This is a genomic window from bacterium (assembly GCA_021372615.1).
Classification (GTDB): Bacteria; Armatimonadota; Zipacnadia; order Zipacnadales; family UBA11051; genus JAJFUB01.
Map to the genome: position 1 here is coordinate 93742 of JAJFUB010000034.1, position 19783 is coordinate 113524.

Annotated in this window: 14 protein-coding genes and 1 tRNA gene; 5 read left to right on the forward strand and 10 right to left on the reverse strand. The window is 70.0% G+C overall.

What is annotated here, in order from left to right:
* Positions 1-13: 13 nt before the first annotated feature.
* Both LLH23_05775 and LLH23_05780 read left to right on the forward strand, forming a co-directional pair.
* A complete protein-coding gene (locus LLH23_05775) occupies positions 14-778 on the forward strand; it encodes a glucose 1-dehydrogenase (protein ID MCE5237983.1) in 765 nt (254 codons plus the stop codon).
* An 87-nt stretch (positions 779-865) separates the two neighbouring features.
* A complete protein-coding gene (locus LLH23_05780; GenBank protein ID MCE5237984.1) occupies positions 866-3652 on the forward strand; it encodes a DUF4091 domain-containing protein in 2787 nt (928 codons plus the stop codon).
* On the opposite strand, the gene glpK is transcribed toward LLH23_05780, so the two are convergent.
* Genes glpK through LLH23_05800 form a run of 4 tightly spaced genes read right to left on the reverse strand, consistent with a single transcriptional unit; the run spans position 3642 to position 8733 of the window.
* A complete protein-coding gene (glpK, locus tag LLH23_05785; GenBank protein MCE5237985.1) occupies positions 3642-5135 on the reverse strand; it encodes a glycerol kinase GlpK in 1494 nt (497 codons plus the stop codon). The genes LLH23_05780 and glpK overlap by 11 nt on opposite strands.
* A gap of 24 nt (positions 5136-5159) precedes the next feature.
* Positions 5160-6395, reverse strand: coding sequence for a hypothetical protein (locus LLH23_05790; protein ID MCE5237986.1), 1236 nt, complete (start codon positions 6393-6395; stop codon positions 5160-5162).
* A 25-nt stretch (positions 6396-6420) separates the two neighbouring features.
* Positions 6421-7551, reverse strand: a complete 1131-nt coding sequence (locus LLH23_05795; GenBank protein MCE5237987.1) for a glycosyltransferase family 4 protein — start codon at positions 7549-7551, stop codon at positions 6421-6423.
* Positions 7552-7557: 6 nt separating this feature from the next.
* On the reverse strand, positions 7558-8733 hold the full coding sequence (locus LLH23_05800) for a glycosyltransferase family 4 protein (protein ID MCE5237988.1): 1176 nt from the start codon (positions 8731-8733) through the stop codon (positions 7558-7560).
* A gap of 57 nt (positions 8734-8790) precedes the next feature.
* Here LLH23_05800 and LLH23_05805 point away from each other — a divergent pair, with 57 nt between their 5' ends.
* Positions 8791-9936 carry a glycosyltransferase family 4 protein gene (locus LLH23_05805; protein MCE5237989.1) on the forward strand — a complete coding sequence of 382 codons (1146 nt, stop codon included), beginning with the start codon at positions 8791-8793 and terminating at the stop codon, positions 9934-9936.
* A gap of 54 nt (positions 9937-9990) precedes the next feature.
* The gene (locus LLH23_05810) at positions 9991-11280 is read left to right on the forward strand and encodes an SPASM domain-containing protein (GenBank protein ID MCE5237990.1); all 1290 of its coding nucleotides are present in this window, start codon (positions 9991-9993) and stop codon (positions 11278-11280) included.
* 24 nt (positions 11281-11304) lie between these two features.
* Here LLH23_05810 and LLH23_05815 read toward each other — a convergent pair.
* Positions 11305-11379 (reverse strand) — tRNA-Val (locus LLH23_05815).
* Between the two features lie 131 nt (positions 11380-11510).
* Between LLH23_05815 and LLH23_05820 the strand changes: the two genes are divergently transcribed.
* On the forward strand, positions 11511-12812 hold the full coding sequence (locus LLH23_05820) for an ISNCY family transposase (protein MCE5237991.1): 1302 nt from the start codon (positions 11511-11513) through the stop codon (positions 12810-12812).
* A 175-nt stretch (positions 12813-12987) separates the two neighbouring features.
* Here LLH23_05820 and LLH23_05825 read toward each other — a convergent pair whose 3' ends face one another.
* The 5 genes from LLH23_05825 to LLH23_05845 all read right to left on the reverse strand — a co-directional run.
* A complete protein-coding gene (locus tag LLH23_05825) occupies positions 12988-13893 on the reverse strand; it encodes a class I SAM-dependent methyltransferase (GenBank protein MCE5237992.1) in 906 nt (301 codons plus the stop codon).
* 2 nt (positions 13894-13895) lie between these two features.
* Complete coding sequence (locus LLH23_05830; protein ID MCE5237993.1) at positions 13896-14954, reverse strand: zinc-binding dehydrogenase; 1059 nt, start codon at positions 14952-14954, stop codon at positions 13896-13898.
* 15 nt (positions 14955-14969) lie between these two features.
* On the reverse strand, positions 14970-16748 hold the full coding sequence (locus LLH23_05835; protein MCE5237994.1) for a DUF3604 domain-containing protein: 1779 nt from the start codon (positions 16746-16748) through the stop codon (positions 14970-14972).
* A 135-nt stretch (positions 16749-16883) separates the two neighbouring features.
* Positions 16884-18950: a hypothetical protein gene (locus LLH23_05840; protein ID MCE5237995.1), complete on the reverse strand. Its 2067-nt coding sequence runs from the start codon at positions 18948-18950 to the stop codon at positions 16884-16886.
* 136 nt (positions 18951-19086) lie between these two features.
* A partial coding sequence (locus LLH23_05845; protein MCE5237996.1) for a transposase occupies positions 19087-19783 on the reverse strand: 697 nt, incomplete at its 5' end.

Here is a 19783-nt window from a genome sequence, read left to right on the forward strand (position 1 = left end):
AGGAGGGACCGTCATGCGCCTGCAGGACAGGACCGCCATCATCACCGGGGCCGGTCAGGGCATCGGCCGGGCCATCGCCGAACGCTTCGCCGCCGAGGGGGCGCAGGTCATCGTGGCCGACATCGCCGCGGACACGGGCGGGGAGACCGTGGAGCTGATCCGCTCGCGCGGGCAGCGGGCCCACCTGTGCGTGTGCGATGTCACCTCCGAGGAGCAGGTGCAGGCGGTCGCCGAGTTCGCGACCCGCGAGTTGGGGCGCATTGACATCCTGGTCAACAACGCCATCTGTGGCGTGGAGCTGGTGCACGGCAACTCCTGGCGGGTCGTTGAGGTCGCCCTGGGCGGGGCATGGCACTGCACGCAGGCGGTGCTGCCGACGATGCTCCAGCAGGGCTCGGGCAGCATCATCAACGTCTCCTCGGTCAATGCGCTCATGGGCTTCGGGCCCGAGCATCTCTACACCGCTGCCAAGGGCGCCCTCGTCAGCCTCACGCGTTCGCTCGCGGCGGTGTATGGCCCACGCGGCCTCCGCGTGAACGCCCTGTGCCCGGGCAGCACCGACACCGAGCACTGGGAGCCGATCAAGCAGGCCAATCCGGGGGTGGTGGCGACCGTGTCGAAGCTGTACCCCCTGGGGCGCATCGCTCAGCCGGCGGAGGTCGCCAACGCCGCGCTCTTCCTCGCCTCGGATGAGGCTTCGTTCGTGACGGGCGCGGTCCTGGTCGTGGACGGCGGCATCACCGCCAGCCAGATGGCCTTCCGCAAGACCGACGACTAACGGCACAGCCTGTGGCCATGGGGTGGGGTACGCCCGACACTCCTGTCGGGCTTCGCGGGCTACATCCAACTCCAGGGGATTACATCCATGAAGCTGTACGCATCCCTGCTGGCCGGCCTCGTGCTGTGTCTGGCCCCCGTGCAAGCTGACGAGTGGCAGTGGACGCCGCTGCGCCAGTCGCTGCCCGGCAAGCCGGTCGGCTCGGTGGTGGCGAGCCAGCCGGTCACGGTGGGCAACCCGCTGCTGCAGACGATCTGCGAGAAGCTCTACGAGGTGCCGTGGGCGCCGGGGGAGGCGATCCTGCTGCAGCCCCGTCCGGGCACCGGGGGGCTGAGCGCCTTCGGCTTCTGGCACAACGCGCGCGCGTACATGCTCCTGGTGCGCCAGGGCGCGCGCTGGCGGCTGCTGACCCCGGCGGGGGAGACGGCCCCCAAGGAGCCGCGACTGGCCTACTTCGGCCACGACGCCTCCGGCCAGCCGGTGAAATGGACCGGCCCGGCGCAGATCATCGCCGTGGGTGCGGGTGGTCCGGCGGCCCTGCAGATCACCCGCGTGCCGCTGTTCGAGGCCGGGTGTACGCTGATGACCCTGGAGCGGGGCGAGCGGGAGTTGCGCCAGGCCCGCGACTGCCTCGGCTGGATGAAGCCGCCGGCGGACGGTGTGGTCCGGCGCGTGGCCGACTGCCAGGCCCGCATAGACGCCACCCGCGCCCGGTTGCGGCAGGAGACGCAAGGCCTCCTGGACACCTACCAGGCCCTGCCCGAGCCGCGCTACGCGCTGGAGAACCTGGCGTTCTTCAGCCGCCTGTACCAGCGCAGCAAAGGCTTCGAGAAGATCGGCGACCCGGAGCTGTGGACGCGGGTGTTCTACGGCCGGCCGGAGTTCGCGCCCTGCGTCGAAGCGCGGCGGGCGGCCCAGGAGGCGCTGTGGGCGCAGCGGCCCGCCACTCTGGCGGCCGAGGTGGGGCGGGTCTTCGGCTCGCAGGCGACCTTCGGGGCCTCCCTCACGCATGGGCTGGCCAAGTTCCGCCGTGACCGTCCCTTCCCCGAACCGCTGCGCACCGGCTATCGGATGACCCTCGGCCGCGAGGAGCACGAGTCCTTCCAGGTCGCCGTGGCGGCGCTGGGGCAGCCCCTGCAGAACGTCAACGTGAGCGTCACCTGGGAAGGCCCCGGGCCGCACCCCGAGGTGGTCCTGCGGCCGGTCGGCTATGTGGAGACGAAGCCCGACCCGGACAATCTGGCCGAGTACATCGGCTGGTGGCCCGATCCGCTCCTGCCTCCGGGGCCGGTGGACGTGGCGGCCGGACAGACGCAACCTGTCTGGGGCACTGTCCACGCCACGAAGCAGACGCCGGCGGGCGAGCACACGGCCACCGTCACCGTCCAGGCCGACGGCCAACCGCCCCTGAAGCTCAAGTTCACCGCCCGCGTGCTGGACTTCAACCTCGGCTTCACTCACTTGCCCAGCCTGCTATCTCTGCGGCTCGCCTCCATCCAGCAGTTCTACCAGCTGGACACCGTCTCACAGGAGATCAAGCGCCGCTGGTACGACTTCTGCCTGCAGTACCGGATGAACCCCAACGACATCTACCGCCCCGAGGCCATCCCCGAGGAGGAGGACCTGGACTTCTGCCTGGCGCGGGGCTTCAACGCCATGGTCATCACGACCCCGCCGCTGCGCCGCACCACCCGCAACAACGCCGACAACCTGCAGGTGTGGGTGAGCGACGACAACCAGACCTTCCGCCAGGTCCCGGCCGGCTACACCGTCACCCACGATGACGAGGGCAGCCTCGTCGTGGGCGGCCTGGATGTGACGGCCCGCTATGTGAAGCTGCACAGCACGCTGGCCGACGAGGCCTACGAGTTCTCGCTCAAGACCCTCGAGCGCGACCGCATCGTGGTCTACGGCGGCGACCAGCCTGCCACCGGCCCGGCGGCCTACGTGGGCACCGAGGATGGCACCAAGCCACTCCTGGCCTTCGACGCCAAGTGGGGCGCGGCCCTGGACTACAAGCGCAGCAGCCTCGGCGTGGACCTGGGCCAGCCGCGCCATGCCACGAAGCTCGTGCTGCGCGGGGCCTATGCCGCCACCCGGGAGCGCGTCAAACGCTTCTACGAGGTCGCCAGGGCCCACGGGATGGGCGATCGCGCCTATGTCTACGGCTTCGACGAGTGGAGCGACGTGGCGCGCTACGGGGACATCAAGCAGACCTACGAGGAGTTGAAGGCCGTCGCTCCGGGCATCAAGGCCTCCAGCACAGTCGTCCACCCCGTGCCGCCCATTGATCGCACCATTGATGCCTGGTGCCCGGCCCTGTGCTACGAGTTCCCCGAGTACAAGCAGGCCCGGGAGCGCGGGCAGGAGGTCTGGACGTACGAGGGCGGCTGCCCGTACGACCCGTACCCCACGCACGAACTGCTGGACGTGCCGGCGGTGGAGGCACGGGCGTTTTTCTGGGTGATCTGGCGGTACCAGTACACCGGCTGGCTGCACTGGGAGCTGAACGTGTGGAGCGGCAACATGGGCGGGGACAAGCGCTGGCCCGAGGTGCCGTGGAACCCCGCGCGCGGCGGCGTGCGCAATGGCGAGGTGGGGCGCATCTACCCCGGCCCGAACGCCACGCCGCTACCCTCGGTGCGCCTGGAGAACATGCGCGACGGGATCGAGGACTACGACCTGCTGTGGCTGCTGCGAGATCGAGCCCGGAAGCTGCCGGCGGGCAGCAAGCAGCGCCTGGCGACCGAGAAGCTGATAACCGACACGGCCCGGGCGCTGTGCCAGTCGCGGGCGCATTTCGAGCGCGACCCCGCCCGCGTGTTGGCCCTGCACGAGCAGTTGGGCCTGGCCCTCGAGCGGCTCAGCCGCTGATCCAGTCGCGGGCCCGCACTACGGCGCGGCGCCAGCCGGCCAGCAGCTCCTGGCGCCGCTCGTCGGCCATGGCCGGCTCGAAACGCCGATCCAGCGCCCACTGGCCGGCCAGCGTGTCCTGGTCGGGCCAGCACCCCACCGCCAGCCCCGCCAGATAGGCCGCGCCCAGCGCCGTCGTCTCCAGCACCCGGGGCCGCACGACCGGTACGCCCAGCACGTCGGCCTGGAACTGCAGCAGGAAGTCATTGGCTGCCGCCCCGCCGTCTACCCGCAGCTCCGTGAGCGGCGCCCCCCGGTCTGCCGCCATGGCCTGCAGCACATCCGCCGTCTGGTAGGCCACAGCCTCCAGGGCGGCGCGCACGATGTGCGCCCGCTCCGTCCCCCGCGTCAGTCCCACCAGCGTCCCGCGCGCCCGGTCATCCCAGTGCGGCGCCCCCAGCCCCACGAACGCCGGGACGAAGTAGACGCCGCCGGTGTCGGGCACGCTCTGCGCCACGGCCTCGCTCTCCGGCGCCGTCTGGATCAGGCCAAGCTGGTCGCGCAACCACTGCACGGCGGCCCCGGCCACGAAGACGCTCCCCTCCAGCGCATACTCCACCGTGCCGCCGACCGACCAGCCCACGGTCGAGAGCAGGCCATGGTGTGACGGCACGGGCCGCGCCCCGGTGTTCATCAACAGGAAGCAGCCGGTCCCGTAGGTGCTCTTGGCCATGCCGGGCGCGAAGCAGGCCTGGCCGAAGAGCGCCGCCTGCTGGTCGCCGATGGCCGCCGTGAGCGGAACGGCGGCCCCCAGCACGTCCGGCTGCAGCTCCCCCAGCTCCCCGCTGGAGGGGCATACCTGCGGCAGCATCGTCGGCGGAATGTCCAGCGCCGCCAGTATCTCCTCATCCCACTGCCGCGTATGCAGGTTCAGCAGCATCGTCCGCGAGGCATTGGAGACATCGGTCACGTGGCGGCGGCCGTCGGTTAGGTTCCACAGGAGCCAGGTGTCCACCGTGCCGAACAGCAGCTCGCCCCGCTCGGCCCGCGCCCGCGCCCCCTCCACCTCGTTCAGAATCCACTGGAGCTTCGTGGCCGAGAAGTACGGATCAATCACCAGGCCGGTGTGCTCGCGGATGAAGTCGTCGCCCAGTTGCGCGCGCAACTGCTCGCACAGCCCGGCGGTGCGGCGGCACTGCCAGACGATAGCCGGAGCCACTGGCCGCCCGGTCGCGCGCTCCCACACGAGGGTCGTCTCGCGCTGGTTGGCGATGCCGACTGCGGCCAGATCGCCCGCAGCCAGACCGGCGGCCTGCAGCGCCTCGCGCGCCGCCTCGACCTGCCCGGTCGCAATCTCCTGCGGGTCCTGCTCCACCCAGCCGGAGGCCGGGTAGTGACAGGTCAGGGGACGGCGGGCGACGCCGACCGTCCGGCCCTCGCGGTCGAAGATGAGGGCCCGCGAGCTGGTCGTGCCCTGGTCGAGGGCCATGATGTAGTCGGCCACGGTGACAGTCTCTCCTGTGTCTGGCTAGGCCCCGACGACCTGCATCGCGATGGTGGCCCAGTCGCTGAGCCGCTGCGGGTCGTGGCGGACGGTGCTGATGTCCTTGAGGATGATCTCCAACGGACAGCCGTGCCGCTCGCAGACGCGGCGGGTGGCCAGCAGGTTCTCGCGGGCGTGAGCGGCGTCGAAGGTGTCGGTGGCGAGCACTGCCGGGCTGGGCTTGCGGGAGTAGACGTAGTCGCCGCCGATCTCCGCGGCGCCCAACTCCTCGTCCACCCAGGCGCTCATGGAGACCTTGCGGACGTGGGGGATCAGGCGCACTTCCGCCATCTTGCGGTCCAGCGGGTCGCAGCAGCCGTAGTAGACCAGGCCGAAGCGCTCGCAGATGCGGGCGGCGTAGTCCACCTCGAACTCGCGGAACATGCGCGGGGAGACGGTGGAGAACATCTGCGCCAGGCCAAACGTCCACAGGTCCTTCGTGCGGGGCTTCTCCGGGTCGTAGCCCGGGGCGGGCAGTTCGTCCACCCACCCGCCGGTGCAGTGGATCAGGCTTTGCGGCCCGCACAGCAGCCCCTGCTCCTCAAGTTGGTCGAGCATGGTCAGGTAGCCCTCGGTCAGGCGCCCGACCAGCCGGTGCATGAACTCCGGCCGGTCGGCCAGACCCCACAGCGCGCCCTCGACGCTCATCCAGGTGCTGATGGGGTCCCACAGCGACACGTATGGGTCCACGCCATGGGCGCGTACCTCCAGCAGGCCGTCGAAGATCTCGTGGGCGACCGCCAGACGGCGCTCGGTCTCAACCGGGTCATGGCTGATCTGCGGCGTCTGGATCTTCTCCAGATCATCCTCCGTCTCGAGCTGATTGATGAAGCGGTGCCCGACGACCGAGCTGGTGGGGTCGGTCACGGCCACGTCCTCCTCCCGGTCCACGCCGAACCCGGTGTTGGATACCGCCCTCGGCACGCGCACGAACGGCTCCACGACCATGTCCACCGGGAACAACCGCCACTGCAGCAATGTGCGCCGCAGGAAGACCTCGTAGCCTCGGCACTCGGCGTCCTCGCACTGCAGCGTCAGCGCCTCGTCCACGTTCATCTCGTTCCAGCACACCTGGTCAATCATGACCATGGGCCGGTCAGGCTTCAGGGCGTTGAGCTTGCGCCACAGCGCCCGCTTCTCTTCCTGGACCGGCAGGGCGGCGATCTCCGCCACCTGTGCGGCCAGCTCCCGCAGGATGCTCAGATCGTGCTCGTCGGGCATGGGCGACGTCCTTTCCGGGAGGTCCCTAACGCCTCGCCTGCTCAAACAGCGCCATCAGCCTGCTGACATGCACGCTGACGGTGAACTCGCGGAGCCCGCGCTCGCGTCCCCTCTTTCCCAGCGCCTGCCGCAGTGCCGCGTCGTCGCGGAGGCGCGTGAGCCGCTCGGCCAGCGCCGCCGCGTCGCTTTCGGGGAAGGTGAGCCCCGCCTCGCCGATGACCTCCGGGATCGCCCCGCAGGTCGAGCCGACCAGGGGCGTGCCACACAGCATCCCTTCCACGAGCACCGCGCCGTACTGCTCCTGCCAGGTGGGGATGCTGCGCGAGGGCAGCACCAGGGCGTCGCACGTGGACAGGTAGCGGGGCATGGCGTCGTGGGGAACCCGGCCGATCCAGCGCACGCGGTCCTGCAGCCCCAACCCATCGGCCAAGGCCCGCAAGTCTGCCTCGCAGCGCCCACTGCCGATCAGGCACAGCTTGCAGTCCGAGGGGAGTTGCGCCAGGGCTCGCAGCAGCACATCTACCCCCTTCTCCTCCACCAGTCGGCCGACATAGCCCACCAGGAAGCCACCCGGCGGGCACAGTTCGGCGCGTAGCTCGGGCGCGCTGCGGGGCTGGAAGACCTCGGGGTCACTGCCCAGGTACACCACCCGGACCCGGGCGGGCTCTACCCCGGCCCGGAGCAGGGCGTCCTCGGCGGTGTGGGTGCACGCGGCGAACAGGTCCACCTGCGGGAGCACGTAGCGTTCGGCGCGCCCACGCAGTGACCGCGGGAAGCCGTGCCACCGGCGCGTCACGTTCTCATAGGAGAAAAGCGCGATCTTCGCCCGCGGGCAGACTCGGCGCGCCGCGTGCACGAGCTGCGCGGTGTTCAGCTCTGAGGGTTCGCCAATATGGTAGATCAGGTCTGGGGCAACGCTGCGCAGCAGGTGCCCCAGCCCGCCGGTGTAGCGGCTGTAGGGGTAGGGCCGCTGCGGGAAGACGGGCAGTGTGTGCAGCGTCCAGGGGGCGTCGGTCCGGGGGCCGGGCGCGGAGCGGCCGAAGTCCCCCAGGTCCACCCGGCGCGCGTGCAGGGCAGACACCTCCAGCCCCGGCTGTCGGGCCAGAGCATCACAGAGCCATGCCGCCGAGGTGAGGGAGGAGATCAGGATGCGCATGAGCCGTCACACCATCGCCCGGTGGTAGACATCCAGCGTCAAGCGAGCGGTTCGCTCCCAGGTGAACTGGCGGGCCCGCTCGCGGCCGCGGCGGCGCAGATCATCGGCCAGGGCCGGGTCTTCTGCCAGCCGCCCCATGGCCTCGGCGATGGCCCCGACATCCGCCGGGTCCACCAGCAGCGCCGCGTCGCCGGCCACTTCCGGCAGGGACGTCGTCGCGGCGGTGATGACCGGCGCCCCGGCCACGAAGGCCTCGAGCACCGGCAAGCCAAAGCCCTCGACCAGCGAGACGAACACAAAGCCCAGCGCGCCGCGCATGAGCGCCACGAGGTCCTCGTCGGGCAGGTCGGTACGCACATGCACCGTGCCGCGCCGTGGCCGCGCCAGGGCCTCATCGGCCTCGGGGTAGCTGCCAATGCGGCGCCCCACCACCAGCAGGTCCAGCTCGGGGCCGTTGCGCTCGCACCACAGGTCGTAGGCCTCCACCAGGCGGGCCGTATTGCGGCGCGGCTCGATGGTGCCGATGGTCATGAAGTACGGCCGGTCCAGGCCGTGGCGCTCCTGCGCCGCCGCCACCTGCTCCGGCGAGACCTCGCGGCCGAAGCGTTCGTGATCCACGGCCAGAGGGACGGTCGTGATGCGCTCGGGCGGCACCCGGGTCAGGGCGAGCACCTCCGCACCGGTGGCGTCGGAGTCGACGATGATCTGCGCGGCCCGGGGAGCCAGGGCCGCGATGGCCCGGTGGACCGAGAGCACGTTCGGCGGCACCCACGTCGGCTGCCGCAGGGCGAACAGGTCATGGATCGTCAGCACCGTCGGCACGCGGCGGTCCAGCGGCACCGGCCAGCTAATGGCGTGATAGATGTCCGCCTCGCGCGGCAGCCACTGGGGCGGCGGCAGCCAGCGCGGCCAGCAGCGCCAGAGCGACAGCCCGGGCTCCTCATACAGCAGCTTGCCGGGCACGCGCACCGCATCAACGGGCACGTCGAGGCCCAGGGCCGTCAGCATGTCGGCCAGTTGTGCGCGCATGGGCTCAATGTGCCAGCCGGCGAGCCAGGCCAGCAGGTTCACACCCAGAGCCGCCAGGCCCCGCATCAGCTCGCCGGTGTAGCGGCGCAGCCCGCCGCCGCCGGCGACCAGCGCCCGACAGTCCACGGCCACGACAGGGCCGGTGGCGCTCATCTGCTCGCAGTCCTCATGTTGCCCTCGTGTCCGGCCTGTGGGATAATGCTTCGGCCCATGCCCACCCACTCGCCCCAACGGTTCGCGCTCGACATCCGCCAGCTCTGCGGGGGGCCTTCGGGCGACCGTACGCATCTGCTCGGCCTGCTGCGCGAGTTCCCGTCCCTGGCGCCCGAAGATGACTTCCTGCTGTGTCTGAACCAGCAGCCGCTGTACGAGCCCGCGGAGCTGCCGGCGGCGCCGAACCTGCACCTACGGGTCGTGCCCTGCCGGCCAGGCTGGCTGTGGACGCCCGTCGCCTGGCCGCGGATGCTGCGCCGCGAGCATGTGGACGTGGCTCACGGTGTCTATCTCGTGCCGCCGCTGGCCCCCTGCCCCACGGTGGTCACCATCCACGATGTGAGCTTCATGGCCCACCCGGAGTGGTTCCCACGCCGGGAGCTGCGGCTGATGCGCCGTCTCATCCCGCTGTCGGCCCGCCGGGCCACGCGCCTCGTCACCGGCTCAGCCCACGCCGCCGAGGAGATCGCGCGCCACTTGCATGTGCCGCGCGAGAAGATCGCCGTGATTCCCTACGGGCTGAGACCTGCCGCCGCGTCAGTGGATCGCGACGAAGCCCGGGCGCAGGTGGCGGCTCGGTACGGCCTCAAGGAACGCTACGTACTCGCGGTCGGGCTGCTGCAGCCCCGCAAGAACCTGCTCCGGCTGCTGGAGGCCTTCGCCTGCCTCGCCCCGGCCCACCCGGGCGTGCAACTGGCCGTCGTGGGCGCCACCGGGTGGGGCAACGAGCCCTTCCACGCCCGGCTGCAGGAGCTGGCCCTCGGCGACCGGGTGGTGCTCTGCGGCCGCGTGCCCGACGCCGATCTGTGGCTGCTCTACCGCGCGGCGGCGCTGCTGGCCTACCCCTCGCTGTACGAGGGCTTCGGCCTGCCGCCGCTGGAGGCCATGGCCTGCGGCACGCCGGTCGTCGCCTCCAACACGACCGCCATCCCGGAAGTCGTGGGCGAGGCCGGGCTGCTGTGTGACCCGCTCGATGTCGCGGCCCTGGCGGAGGCGTTAGCCGCGGTACTGGATGACGCCGCCCTGGCGACTCGGCTGTCGGAGGCCGGGCCGGCGCGGGCCGCGCAGTTCACCTGGGCCAGGGCCGCCGCGGCGTATCTGCAGCTGTTCCGCGAGCTGGGCGGCCGGCCGGTGCGCCAGTGACAGATTCAGCAACCAGCCGGACAAGACCTGCTGCCAAGGAAACACCCCACGCCGATGATCTCCTCCCTGCTCATCAAGCCCGCCGGCGCCGACTGCAACATGGCGTGCAGCTACTGCTTCTACCGCCCCGCCGCCGGGCTCTACCCCGGCACCGACCGACCGCGCATGTCGTCCGAGGTGCTGCGGGAGCTGGTGGCCCAGTACATGGCGCTGTCGTGGAGCAACCCCGTAGTGCGGGCTTCCAGCCCGCCCTCCGAGGGGGAAGCCGCCGCGGGCGGGCTGGAAGCCCGCACTACCGCTGATGCTCACTCCTGCGGACAGGCCGCCTTCTGCTGGCAGGGCGGCGAACCCACGCTGATGGGCCTGGACTTCTACCGTCACGTCGTGGCCCTGCAGCAGCAGCTCGGACACCCCGGCCAGGTGGTCGGCAACAGCCTGCAGACCAACGGGCTGCTGCTGAGCGAGGAGTGGGCGCGGTTCCTGGCGCGGTACCGCTTCCTGGTCGGCCTGAGCCTCGACGGCCCGCCCGAGGTGCACGACTTCTATCGCCTGGGCCTCGGCGGCCAGCCGACCCAGCGCCAGGTCGTGCGGGCGTGGCGGGTACTGCAGCAGCACCAGGTCGAGGCCAACATCCTGTGCATGGTCACCGCGCACAGCGCCGGACGGGCGGCGGAGGTCTTCGCTTGCCTGTACGACCTCGGCGCCCGCTTCATGCAGTTCATCCCGTGCCTGGACCACCACCCGCGCACCGGTGAGCGGATGCCCTACGCCGTCACTCCGCAGGCCTACGGCGACTTCCTGTGCGCCCTGTTCGAGGCATGGCGGCCCCACCGGCAGGAGGTCTCGATCCGCCTCTTCGATGACCTCGCCTCACGGCTGATGGGGCACGAGGAGCTGGTGTCCTGCGAGTTCCGGCCGCGCTGCGGCGACTACCTGGTCGTGGAACACAACGGGGACCTGTACGCGTGCGACTTCTTCGTGGACCGAGAGCACTTCCTGGGCAACTTGCTGGAGCGGCCGCTGGCCGAGGTGGCTGGCGGGGCGGAGTTCGAGGCTTTCGCTGCGGCCAAGGGGCAGGTCGGCGAGCAGTGCCAGGCCTGTGAGTGGCTGAGCTTCTGCCAGGGGGGGTGTCAGAGGCACCGGGGACTGGGGCACAGTTGCGCGCGTGAGGACACGCGCGCCCACGCGACCCCCGAGGCAGGAACCCGGGACGTTCGGCCCCACGCGACGTACCTGTGCGCGGCCTACCGGCGGTTCTTCGCCCATGCGGTGCCGGTGCTGCGGGAGGTCGTGGCGGAAGTGAACGCCGAGGGCGGCCCCGGAAGCGAAACAGCCGCCCCGTGAGGGGGCGGCTGGCAGGTGTCTTCATGGTGCGCGCTGGTGGACTTGAACCACCGGCCTCCACCGTGTCAAGGTGGCGTTCTTCCCCTGAACTAAGCGCGCACGGCGTACGACAGGAAGAGAAGTATAGCAAACGGGACACCCGGTGTAAACCGCTTTTCGGCTGGTGTCGCTGCTAAGTAGTAATGTCCCTTTCGTGCAAAGTAGAAATGTCCCTCGGCGAATAGAGGGGCATGAAGCTACTGATGAGCGACAAGGAACGCAACTACAGCAAAGTGCTCGAACAGCTCCGGCAGGGACAACTCAAGCGGACGGAGGCGGCCGCATTGATGGGCTGCACGCCTCGCCACGTCACCCGCCTGCGCCGCGTCTATCGCGAGCACGGCGATGCCGGTTTGGTGCACGGCCTGCGCGGCCAGTCGTCCCACCGGCGATGCGATCCCCGCCTGCTGGAGCAAGCGGTCGCGCTGGTGGCCGCTCACTACCACGATGCCGGTCCCACCTACGCGGCGGACCGACTCGCCGCCGACCACGGCCTGGTCCTGTCACACGAACGGCTACGCCAGGCCATGATCGCCGCCGGTCTGTGGCGGGCGCGGCCCCGCAAGGCCAAGCATCGCCAATGGCGCGAGCGCAAGCCCTGCTTTGGTCAACTCGTGCAGATGGATACCTCCGAGCATGACTGGTTCGAAGGCCGCGGGGAAGCAGCTGACCTGGTCCTGATGATCGATGACGCCACGAGCCGCGCACACCTGCGCTTCGTGCCCGCCGACAATAGCGAGACGAACCGCCGCGTGATCCACGAGTACCTGCAACGCCATGGGCGCCCCCTGGCTCTGTACACCGACAAAGCCAGCCATTTCGTCGTCAACCGTCCGGCAACTGTCATGGAGCAGTTGGACGGGCGCGAGGCCGAAACCCAGATCGGGCGGGCGCTGCGCGAGCTGCAGATCGAGCTGATCGTGGCCCACTCGCCCCAGGCCAAAGGACGAGCCGAACGCTTCTTCGGCACCGCCCAGGACCGGTTGGTCAAAGACCTGCGTTATGCCGACATCCACACCATTGACGCCGCCAATCGCTATCTCGAGGAGCACTACCTGCCCTGGTGGCAGGCCCATCATACCATCGTGCCGGCCAGCCCCGCCGATGCCCATCGCGACCTGCAGGGCTTTGACGTCGAGGCGATCCTGAGCCATCAAGAGCCCCGGCAGGTGCAAAACGACTACACCTTCAGCTATGAGAGACAGCGCTATCAGATCCTGCCCGACAGCCAACTGCCGAACCTGCGCAAGCACACCGTGACCGTACAACAACGCTTGGACGGACGCGTGATGGCCTGGGCCAAAGGGCAGTACCTGCAGATCCTCCCGATCCCGGCCGGCGGCGCGGCTGCCGCGCCCGAGGCGGCGGTGGCTTCCCGGAACCAACCGCATTCGGCCAAAGCCCGTACCCCGGCTCCCGATCACCCTTGGCGTAAGTCCTATCAGGGGACATTTCTATCTGGCAGGAAAAGGGACATTTCTACTTTGCGTTGACACCGCTTTTCGGCTGGCGGGTTCCCCGGTTGGCTGGCGGCTGACGGTGGTGAGTTGGAGAGGATGGAGAGGATGACGGCAAGGATATCGAGGATGTGACGAGGACCCCCAAACCCCATCCTCGTCATCCTTGCCTTCATCCTCTGCATCCTCTCCAGCTCAGCCCCACTCGCCGCTAACCCTCCCTCGCAGCCACCTCGGGCTTGCGCGCGGCGAAGGCGATGCCGAACGGGAAGCCCTCCCACTTGTCCACGAGGCTGTCCATGCCCGTACCCCGCAGGCGCTCCTCGATGGGGATGTCCTCGATGACCTCCAGCTCCAGCCCCGCCCGCCGCAAGGCCGCCAGGTACGCGCCTGTCGGGTGTAGATAGTTGTTGATGGCGTAGTGTACGTCGCCGTGATCGAAGGTCGTGCGCCAGCCGATGAGCAGGCAGAAGTAGTGCAGGTCGGTGATGACCAGCCGCCCGCCGGGTTTCAGGCACGCCGCCATCGCCGCCAGGGCGCTCTCGAGATCGGGGATGTGGCAGAGCACGAGGTTGCAGATGGCCAGGTCGAACGTCTCGCCGGGCGGCAGCGCCTTATCGCCCACGGGCAGCCACGTCACGTCCAGGCCCTGCCCGGCGGACAGGTCGCGGGCCACGGCGAGCATCTGCGGGCAGGGGTCAGCGCCCGTGACGTGCGCACCCCGGGCGGCCAGCCGCAGGGCGTGGCGCCCGGTCCCGCAGCCCACATCCAGCACCCGCAGGCCCGCCACCTCGCCCACCAGCCGGTCGAACACGTCGTACTCCAGAGCCGTCAGGGGGTTGTCGGCCTGGTCGTGGTACGTCTCGGACCAGAGCGCATAGCCGCCGAGTGGGTCTATCTCGACCTCGGTATGGGCGGTCAGCAGTTCGGCCGCTGCGTCGGCCTGGCGGGCGATGAGGCCCTGGCCGATCTCTGCGCGCCCCTGGTCGAGCAGGGCCGCGGCCAGCGCCAACTGCTCGCGCAGCTTCTCCGCCGGCCAGCGGTTCATGTTCCGCCGAGCCGGCGTGAGGAGAGCATTCAGACGGACGGTAAGGCCCTTGAGCAACGAGTGATCCACTGTCAGGCCTCCCCCCCGGCGAACTCGACCGCCAGCTTCACCGTCTCGCCCGGCTGCTCGTCAATGAGCCGGTAGGCGTCGGCCGCCTGGGCGATGGGCACACGGGGCTGCAGCATCCCCTCGACGGTAAGCTGTCCGCGGGCGAACAGCCCCACGATTGTGTCCCGCACGCGGTCCGGGTCCCAGCGCGGGTAGTCGCGGTACGGCACACTCTCCAGCCGTGCCCCGGAGACCATCGTGTGGCGGTTGAAGTGCCACTCCTCACCCAGGCACAGGCCCTGTGCGTCGCCGTGATACCACGCCACCGGGACGATCGTGCCTGCGTAGCGCGTGCCACGGATGGCGTGGTGCAGCGCCGTATGGTTACCGCTGGTCTCCAGCGAGATGTCCACGCCGGCCATGCCCGTGGCCTGGCGGATCTGCAGCCCGGCGTCGCGATCCTCGGCCAGGTCGAGCACCACATCCGCGCCGTACTGGCGGCCAAGCGCCGCCCGGCGCGGCAGCGGCTCGACGGCAACGACGAACGTGGCCCCCGAGAGCTTCGCGAGTTGCACGGTCATCAGGCCGATCGCGCCCAGGCCGAAGACGGCCACCGTTTCGCCCAAGGTGACCTTGGCCTCGCGGATGCCGGTGAAGGCCACCATGGCCGGGTCGAGGCAGACGAGCATCTCGTCCGACAGGCCCTCGGGGGCACGCTGCACGCGGCCCGCCGGAACAGTGTGGCTCTCACGGATGGGCAGGTAGCCAAAGACGCGGTCGCCGACCTGTAGGCTGTCCACCTCGGGCCCCACTCCCGCGACGGTTCCTACCGCCATGTTGCCCAGCGGGCGCACCCCGCCGCCCCCGCCGGCCGGCGCCTCGACGGGCATGAACAGACCACCCTCGCCGTCGAAGCGCTTGCCGGAGAAGGGTGTCTCCCCGCGGTAGAACTGCAGGTCAGTGCCGTGCTTTTCGCTGGCCAGTGTCGTGCGCACGAGCACCTCGCCCGGGCCGGGCTCGCGGTCCTCGTACTCGCGCACTGCGCACTGGCGCAGGCCGGTGGCGACAAGTTCCAGCGGCATGGGTCGCTCCTGTGCTTACATGATCCACACGGGGCTGGACCAGGCCATCTCCCCGTCCTCTTGCAGGACCCGGACGAGGTAGTAGTTGGCGGCCCCGGGCGGGGGCTCATCGCGCAGGTCCAGGTGTAGCGAGCAGTTGAAGCTCCGCTCCGTGTGGATGATCTCGCGCCCGCGCCCGATCTCCACGCTGCGCAGCGGGGCTGTGCCCAGCACGCGCACCTGCAGGTGATGGCCGCCCCGGAAGGCACTGCCCTGGATCACGCTGCCCATGGGCTCGCCATCCACCTCGAACTGCAGGATGATCCGCGCCCCGGTCGTGCCGTAGCAGCGCCGGTTCCACAGGGCCTCCCAGACGGCCTCACGCGTCAGCTTCGGGGCATAGACAGCCACCAGACCGCCGGGATCGGCGCGGCTGACGCGCAGCCAGTCCGTGCTCCCCGGTCGCCCGGCGTGGTCGTCCGACGAGGCGATCAGCCCCAGCAGCCAGCCCCTGGCCAGGGCGTCGGCGGCGTAGTGGCCCGCGTAACTGTGGTGCTGCGCCGGCAGCAGCGGCCGGTGCTCGGACTCGCTCTCCGAGTTGCCCCAGATCGAGTACACCTCACACAGGCGCACGAGGTCGGGGTCGTAGTAGCTGCAGGTCCCGCGAGCGTGCTGGTGCAGCACCATCATCGCCCCGTGCTGCTTCCAGGTGGGCGCATAGTCGGCCATGTCGTGATAGGGCCCACGGTGGATGTCCGTCTCGCGCAGGAGCGGCCCCGCGTCGCCCGGGTAGTACACGCACTTGTCGCCATAGCGCGGCAAGTTGGCGTTGCACGAGTACTCGTAGCCCAGCAGCGTGACGTACTCGCCGGGCGTGTTGAACTGTTGCGTCACCTGCTGGGTCAGCTCCCAGTCCTCGTCAGACATGTACTGGGCATGGTCGGCGATGGCGCAGAAGTCCAGCAGGGCTTCCTCGCGCCCGAAGGCGTAGTAGTCCTCGGGCGCCCCCAGCCCATCTGACAGAATCGTGTGCCCGTGGATGTCGCCCCAGAAGAGCCGCCGCTCCGGCGGGTGCGACAGGCAGATCATCGGGTTCGCCACCATCGGGTGGCGCTCGTCGGCGTCCTTGAACAGGTACTCGCCGGGCACGCCGAGGCTGTCCCGCATGGCCTGGGCCGGATGGGGGCAGGCGTTGCCATGCTCGTCCAGCCCCAGGTAGCGGGTCGTGAACGGCTCGTGGGCTGTCACCAGGGAGGGGCTGACGAATCGCCGCCGGTGCAGCGCCCCGCCGATGACGGTCAAGCGGGGCTGGTCGGCCACGAGCGCATAGCCCGAGAACTTCGCCGCGCGCGTGCCGTCGGCATCGGTGGCCACCGTGAACTCCACCGTCTGCGCAAAGTGCTGGACCACGGCGCCGCCGGCCAAGGGCGAGTGAAGCAGCCGGCCATACACGAACACGATCTGGTCGCCGTCGGTCAGCGGCTGGTCGAGCACCTGCACATAGACCATCCGCCCCCAGCGGGTGACGTAGTAGAACGGCTCGGGGTCGCGCGTGACCGGCGGCTGCAGCGACAGCCGCAGGCGCACGTCCCGGCGGCTGCACGTCGCGGCCACATAGCCATCATCGCCCGGCCACTGGCACTGTGGCGGGGTGAAGCCGTACGGGATCTCGAACCGGACGCTGCCGCCGACGGCGAGGCCCTCGGGGCCGGCGGTGTAGGTCACGGTCCACTGCCCGCGGCGGCCGGCGATGACATCGTCGGCGGGAGAGATGACGGCGGTGCCGTTGGTGGTGCTGATGTCCTCGTTGCGCATGGGTCGCTCCTGAAGGGCGGGTCGCGGTCGGTGACCGCTCCCACAACGGCGCCCGAAGGGTGGGCACTGACCGCCCCCACAACGACGCTGGAAGGGTGGTCAGTGACCGCTCCCACGACGGCGTCGGCAGGGCGGTCACTGATCGCGACTGATCTTGACCTGCGCCGCCTGTGCGAACCGCCCCCGTGCCCAGATGACGAGCTGCCCCGGTTCCTGACCGGTCTGGACCTCGCGCGCGCCGGGGATGCTCACCTGCGCCGGGCCTGTCCAGCCCTTGATGACGAAGGCCGGATTCGTGAGCGTCCCGCCCGGCGGCGGTGTGAGCGTGAACTCGCACATCGCCGCGCTGTCGGCGGCCTGCAGCACATACGCACGCTGCATCGGGTCGTAGGCGGCGCTCACCGCGCCCTGTCCGGCCGCGATGGCGCCGGGCCGGAGCCAGGAGGCGGCCGCCGCGAGAGCGTCGTCATCCCGCGCGGCCACGCCGATCAGCCACACCCAGTCCTTCTCCGTCTCGGTCTCGCGCACCGGGCGATTGACGAGATTGGCCAGGTTGCTGTGCGTGGGACGCCCGAACTGGCGCGGGTCGTCGAGCCATGAGGTCCGCAACCCGCGCGTGACGGGCCAGTGCGGGTAGCTGTTGAACAGGTCGAGCTTGTCCACATAGGGCTTGCCCCAGACCTTGATCTGCTCCGGCGCGTCGGGCGTGACCATGAACGGGCGCGGCCCGGCGCCCACGTTCACCAGCGTGATGACCTCGGGCCAGCCCTCCAGCGAGAAGCCCGGCTTCGGCCAGATCGGCTTCTGGCAGTCGCCCCGCACGCTGTAGAACGTCAGCGCCTGCGGCGCTAGCGCCTGGGAGGCGCGCCGCCCTGGCCGGTTGATGACAATGAACTCCTGGTTTTCGTGCCAGCCGTCCTGATAGAAGCCGCGCAGGAAGCGCGTGCCGACACCGTCGGGATAGAGCGTGAACGTCTCCTCGGCGTGCTCGTCACGGATGATGCGGCCCTGGAAGTCCGTGAGGGCGTAGCGCCAGACGACGACGGCGCGCGCGGGCGTGCTACAGATGATCTCGGCGCGGGAATAGCGGCAGTCGCGGTCCTGCAGCGGCTCGACGCAGTCATCGGCGCCGAAGAAGTACGGCTCAGCCTCGAGCCACTCGTACGTCAGCCACGCCTCGGGCAACGCCCAGCAGGGCACATAGCTCGCCCCGCGCCAGAGCACAAAGCGGGCGGGCGAACCGGGGAAGCTGACGACGACATCGCGCAGGTCGCGCCGGCCCCATAGCTCGTCCCAGGTCCGCTCGCGGTCACCGTCGGCAATGGGCAGCGTGTAGCGCAGGTCGGTCGGTCGCGCGCCAAAGGGGACCGGCGCCGGCGCGTCCACGAAGCGTAGCGTGAGTTCCTGCCGCGCCAGGCTACGCGTATTGGACAACGCCTCGCACGTGAGGCGTAGTGTGGAGCCGGGCGATGCGGCCGCGAGTGGGAGATCGCTCAGGCGGAAGATGAACCTGTCGGCCAGACGCCCCGCGGGCAGAGACCACGACTCACACAGACTGCCGTCGCCCGCGTCACGCAGCTCGATGCACATGGGGTCGGCGTTCGGCCGCGCCACCGCAACCTCCAACGCGAGCGCCGCCTCGCGCGTGACCGACAGCTCCGAAGCCGGGAGCAGCGCGAAGCCTGCGTCCACCGCCGGCACCTGGGGGCTGGCCGTTGCCCCAACCAGCGCCGCAGGAGCCCCACGCCCCAACGACACACTCACCGTAGCACGGGGCTCGGCGCCCTCGTTGAGCACGAGCGCCGTCCGCAGGTCGCGCCGCACCGGCAGCCAGACCGGCCGCATCCGCTGGTTCGGCCCGATCCAGTCGCCGCGCTCCCGCCACAGCGTCTGCAGCGGCGTGGTCAGGGCGAGAGTGAGCGCGGCCCGGCGCGCCTCCGGCCGCCGCGCCTCGATGACACACAAGCGCTCCAACCCGGCCTCGCCCACGCGGAAGAGGTTCTTGGCGTGCAGGGCCAACTCGTAGGCCATGGCCGGCTCGGGATCGTCCCAGTCGCGGGAGCCCTCAGGACGGGCGGTCTCGGACTTGGGCAGCAGATCAATCGGGCGGTTGCCATAGGTATAGGTGGCCGTCTGGGCCAGCCCGGTCCCCATGTCGGCAAGCAACAGGAACATCGCCAGGACGGCGTTGAAGCGGAACACGCACAGAGTCTCCTTGCGAGGTTGTGGGCACGGCGCACCGCTGCAGTGCCGTGGCCGTAGGAGCGCCAGCTTCCAGCTGGCACGCAGGGCACTGACCGACGCAACGGCTGCCAGCTGGAAGCTGGCGCTCCTACGGCTACGGCGATCCGCGACGCCAGGCGGCGCTGCTGAACGGCCAGGCCTCGGGCTCCACGCACAGGCCAGCCTTCACGGGATTCATCTCAGTGTACTCGATGGCTCGCGCCAGGTGCGCCTCGTCGCGGATGAACCGGTCGAAGTAGTCGCGATCCCAGAACTTGCCGCGCCGCCCCAGCAAGCGGTTGGCCTGGTTGGCGCTGTACGACCGCCAGCTGAACACGATGTCGCTGAGGTCGTGCGGGTCCAGCGGCCTCACCAGCGCATGGACATGGTTGGACATGATAGCCCACGCGACGATGTTGTAGCGCGTCCCGTCGAACTGCAGCAGTGTGGCCTGCACCAGCTCGGCTACCCGAGGCTCACGCAGCCTCGTCGGCCCGTGGGCGCCGTCCAGGTGTTCCTCCAGGCGGCGATGTAGCTCCGTCTCGGCGGTGGCTGGGGGGAGCTTTCGCAGCTCCCACCGCAGCCGCTCGATCACGTCGCGTGGCAGGGACCCGTACAGGCGGAAGGTGACCATTTGCACGATCTCGCCGCCGTTCAAGTGTGGCAGATAGCCGCGCGAGTGCCAGCCCCGCGGATCCATCGCGCGTACCCCCTCTTCGAGTGCATCGTGGGCGCCGTGGCCGTAGGAGCGCCAGCTTCCAGCTGGCACGCAGGGCACTGACCGACGCAACGGCTGCCAGCTGGAAGCTGGC

Coding starts and splice junctions, on each gene's coding strand:
- LLH23_05830 (MCE5237993.1), bottom strand. CDS start 14,954: ATGCCGCTGGAACTTGTCGCCACCGGCCTGCGCCAGTGCGCAGTGCGC.
- LLH23_05795 (MCE5237987.1), bottom strand. CDS start 7,551: ATGCGCATCCTGATCTCCTCCCTCACCTCGGCGGCATGGCTCTGTGAT.
- LLH23_05820 (MCE5237991.1), top strand. CDS start 11,511: ATGAAGCTACTGATGAGCGACAAGGAACGCAACTACAGCAAAGTGCTC.
- LLH23_05780 (MCE5237984.1), top strand. CDS start 866: ATGAAGCTGTACGCATCCCTGCTGGCCGGCCTCGTGCTGTGTCTGGCC.
- LLH23_05805 (MCE5237989.1), top strand. CDS start 8,791: ATGCCCACCCACTCGCCCCAACGGTTCGCGCTCGACATCCGCCAGCTC.
- LLH23_05800 (MCE5237988.1), bottom strand. CDS start 8,733: ATGAGCGCCACCGGCCCTGTCGTGGCCGTGGACTGTCGGGCGCTGGTC.
- LLH23_05810 (MCE5237990.1), top strand. CDS start 9,991: ATGATCTCCTCCCTGCTCATCAAGCCCGCCGGCGCCGACTGCAACATG.
- LLH23_05775 (MCE5237983.1), top strand. CDS start 14: ATGCGCCTGCAGGACAGGACCGCCATCATCACCGGGGCCGGTCAGGGC.
- LLH23_05835 (MCE5237994.1), bottom strand. CDS start 16,748: ATGCGCAACGAGGACATCAGCACCACCAACGGCACCGCCGTCATCTCT.
- LLH23_05790 (MCE5237986.1), bottom strand. CDS start 6,395: ATGCCCGACGAGCACGATCTGAGCATCCTGCGGGAGCTGGCCGCACAG.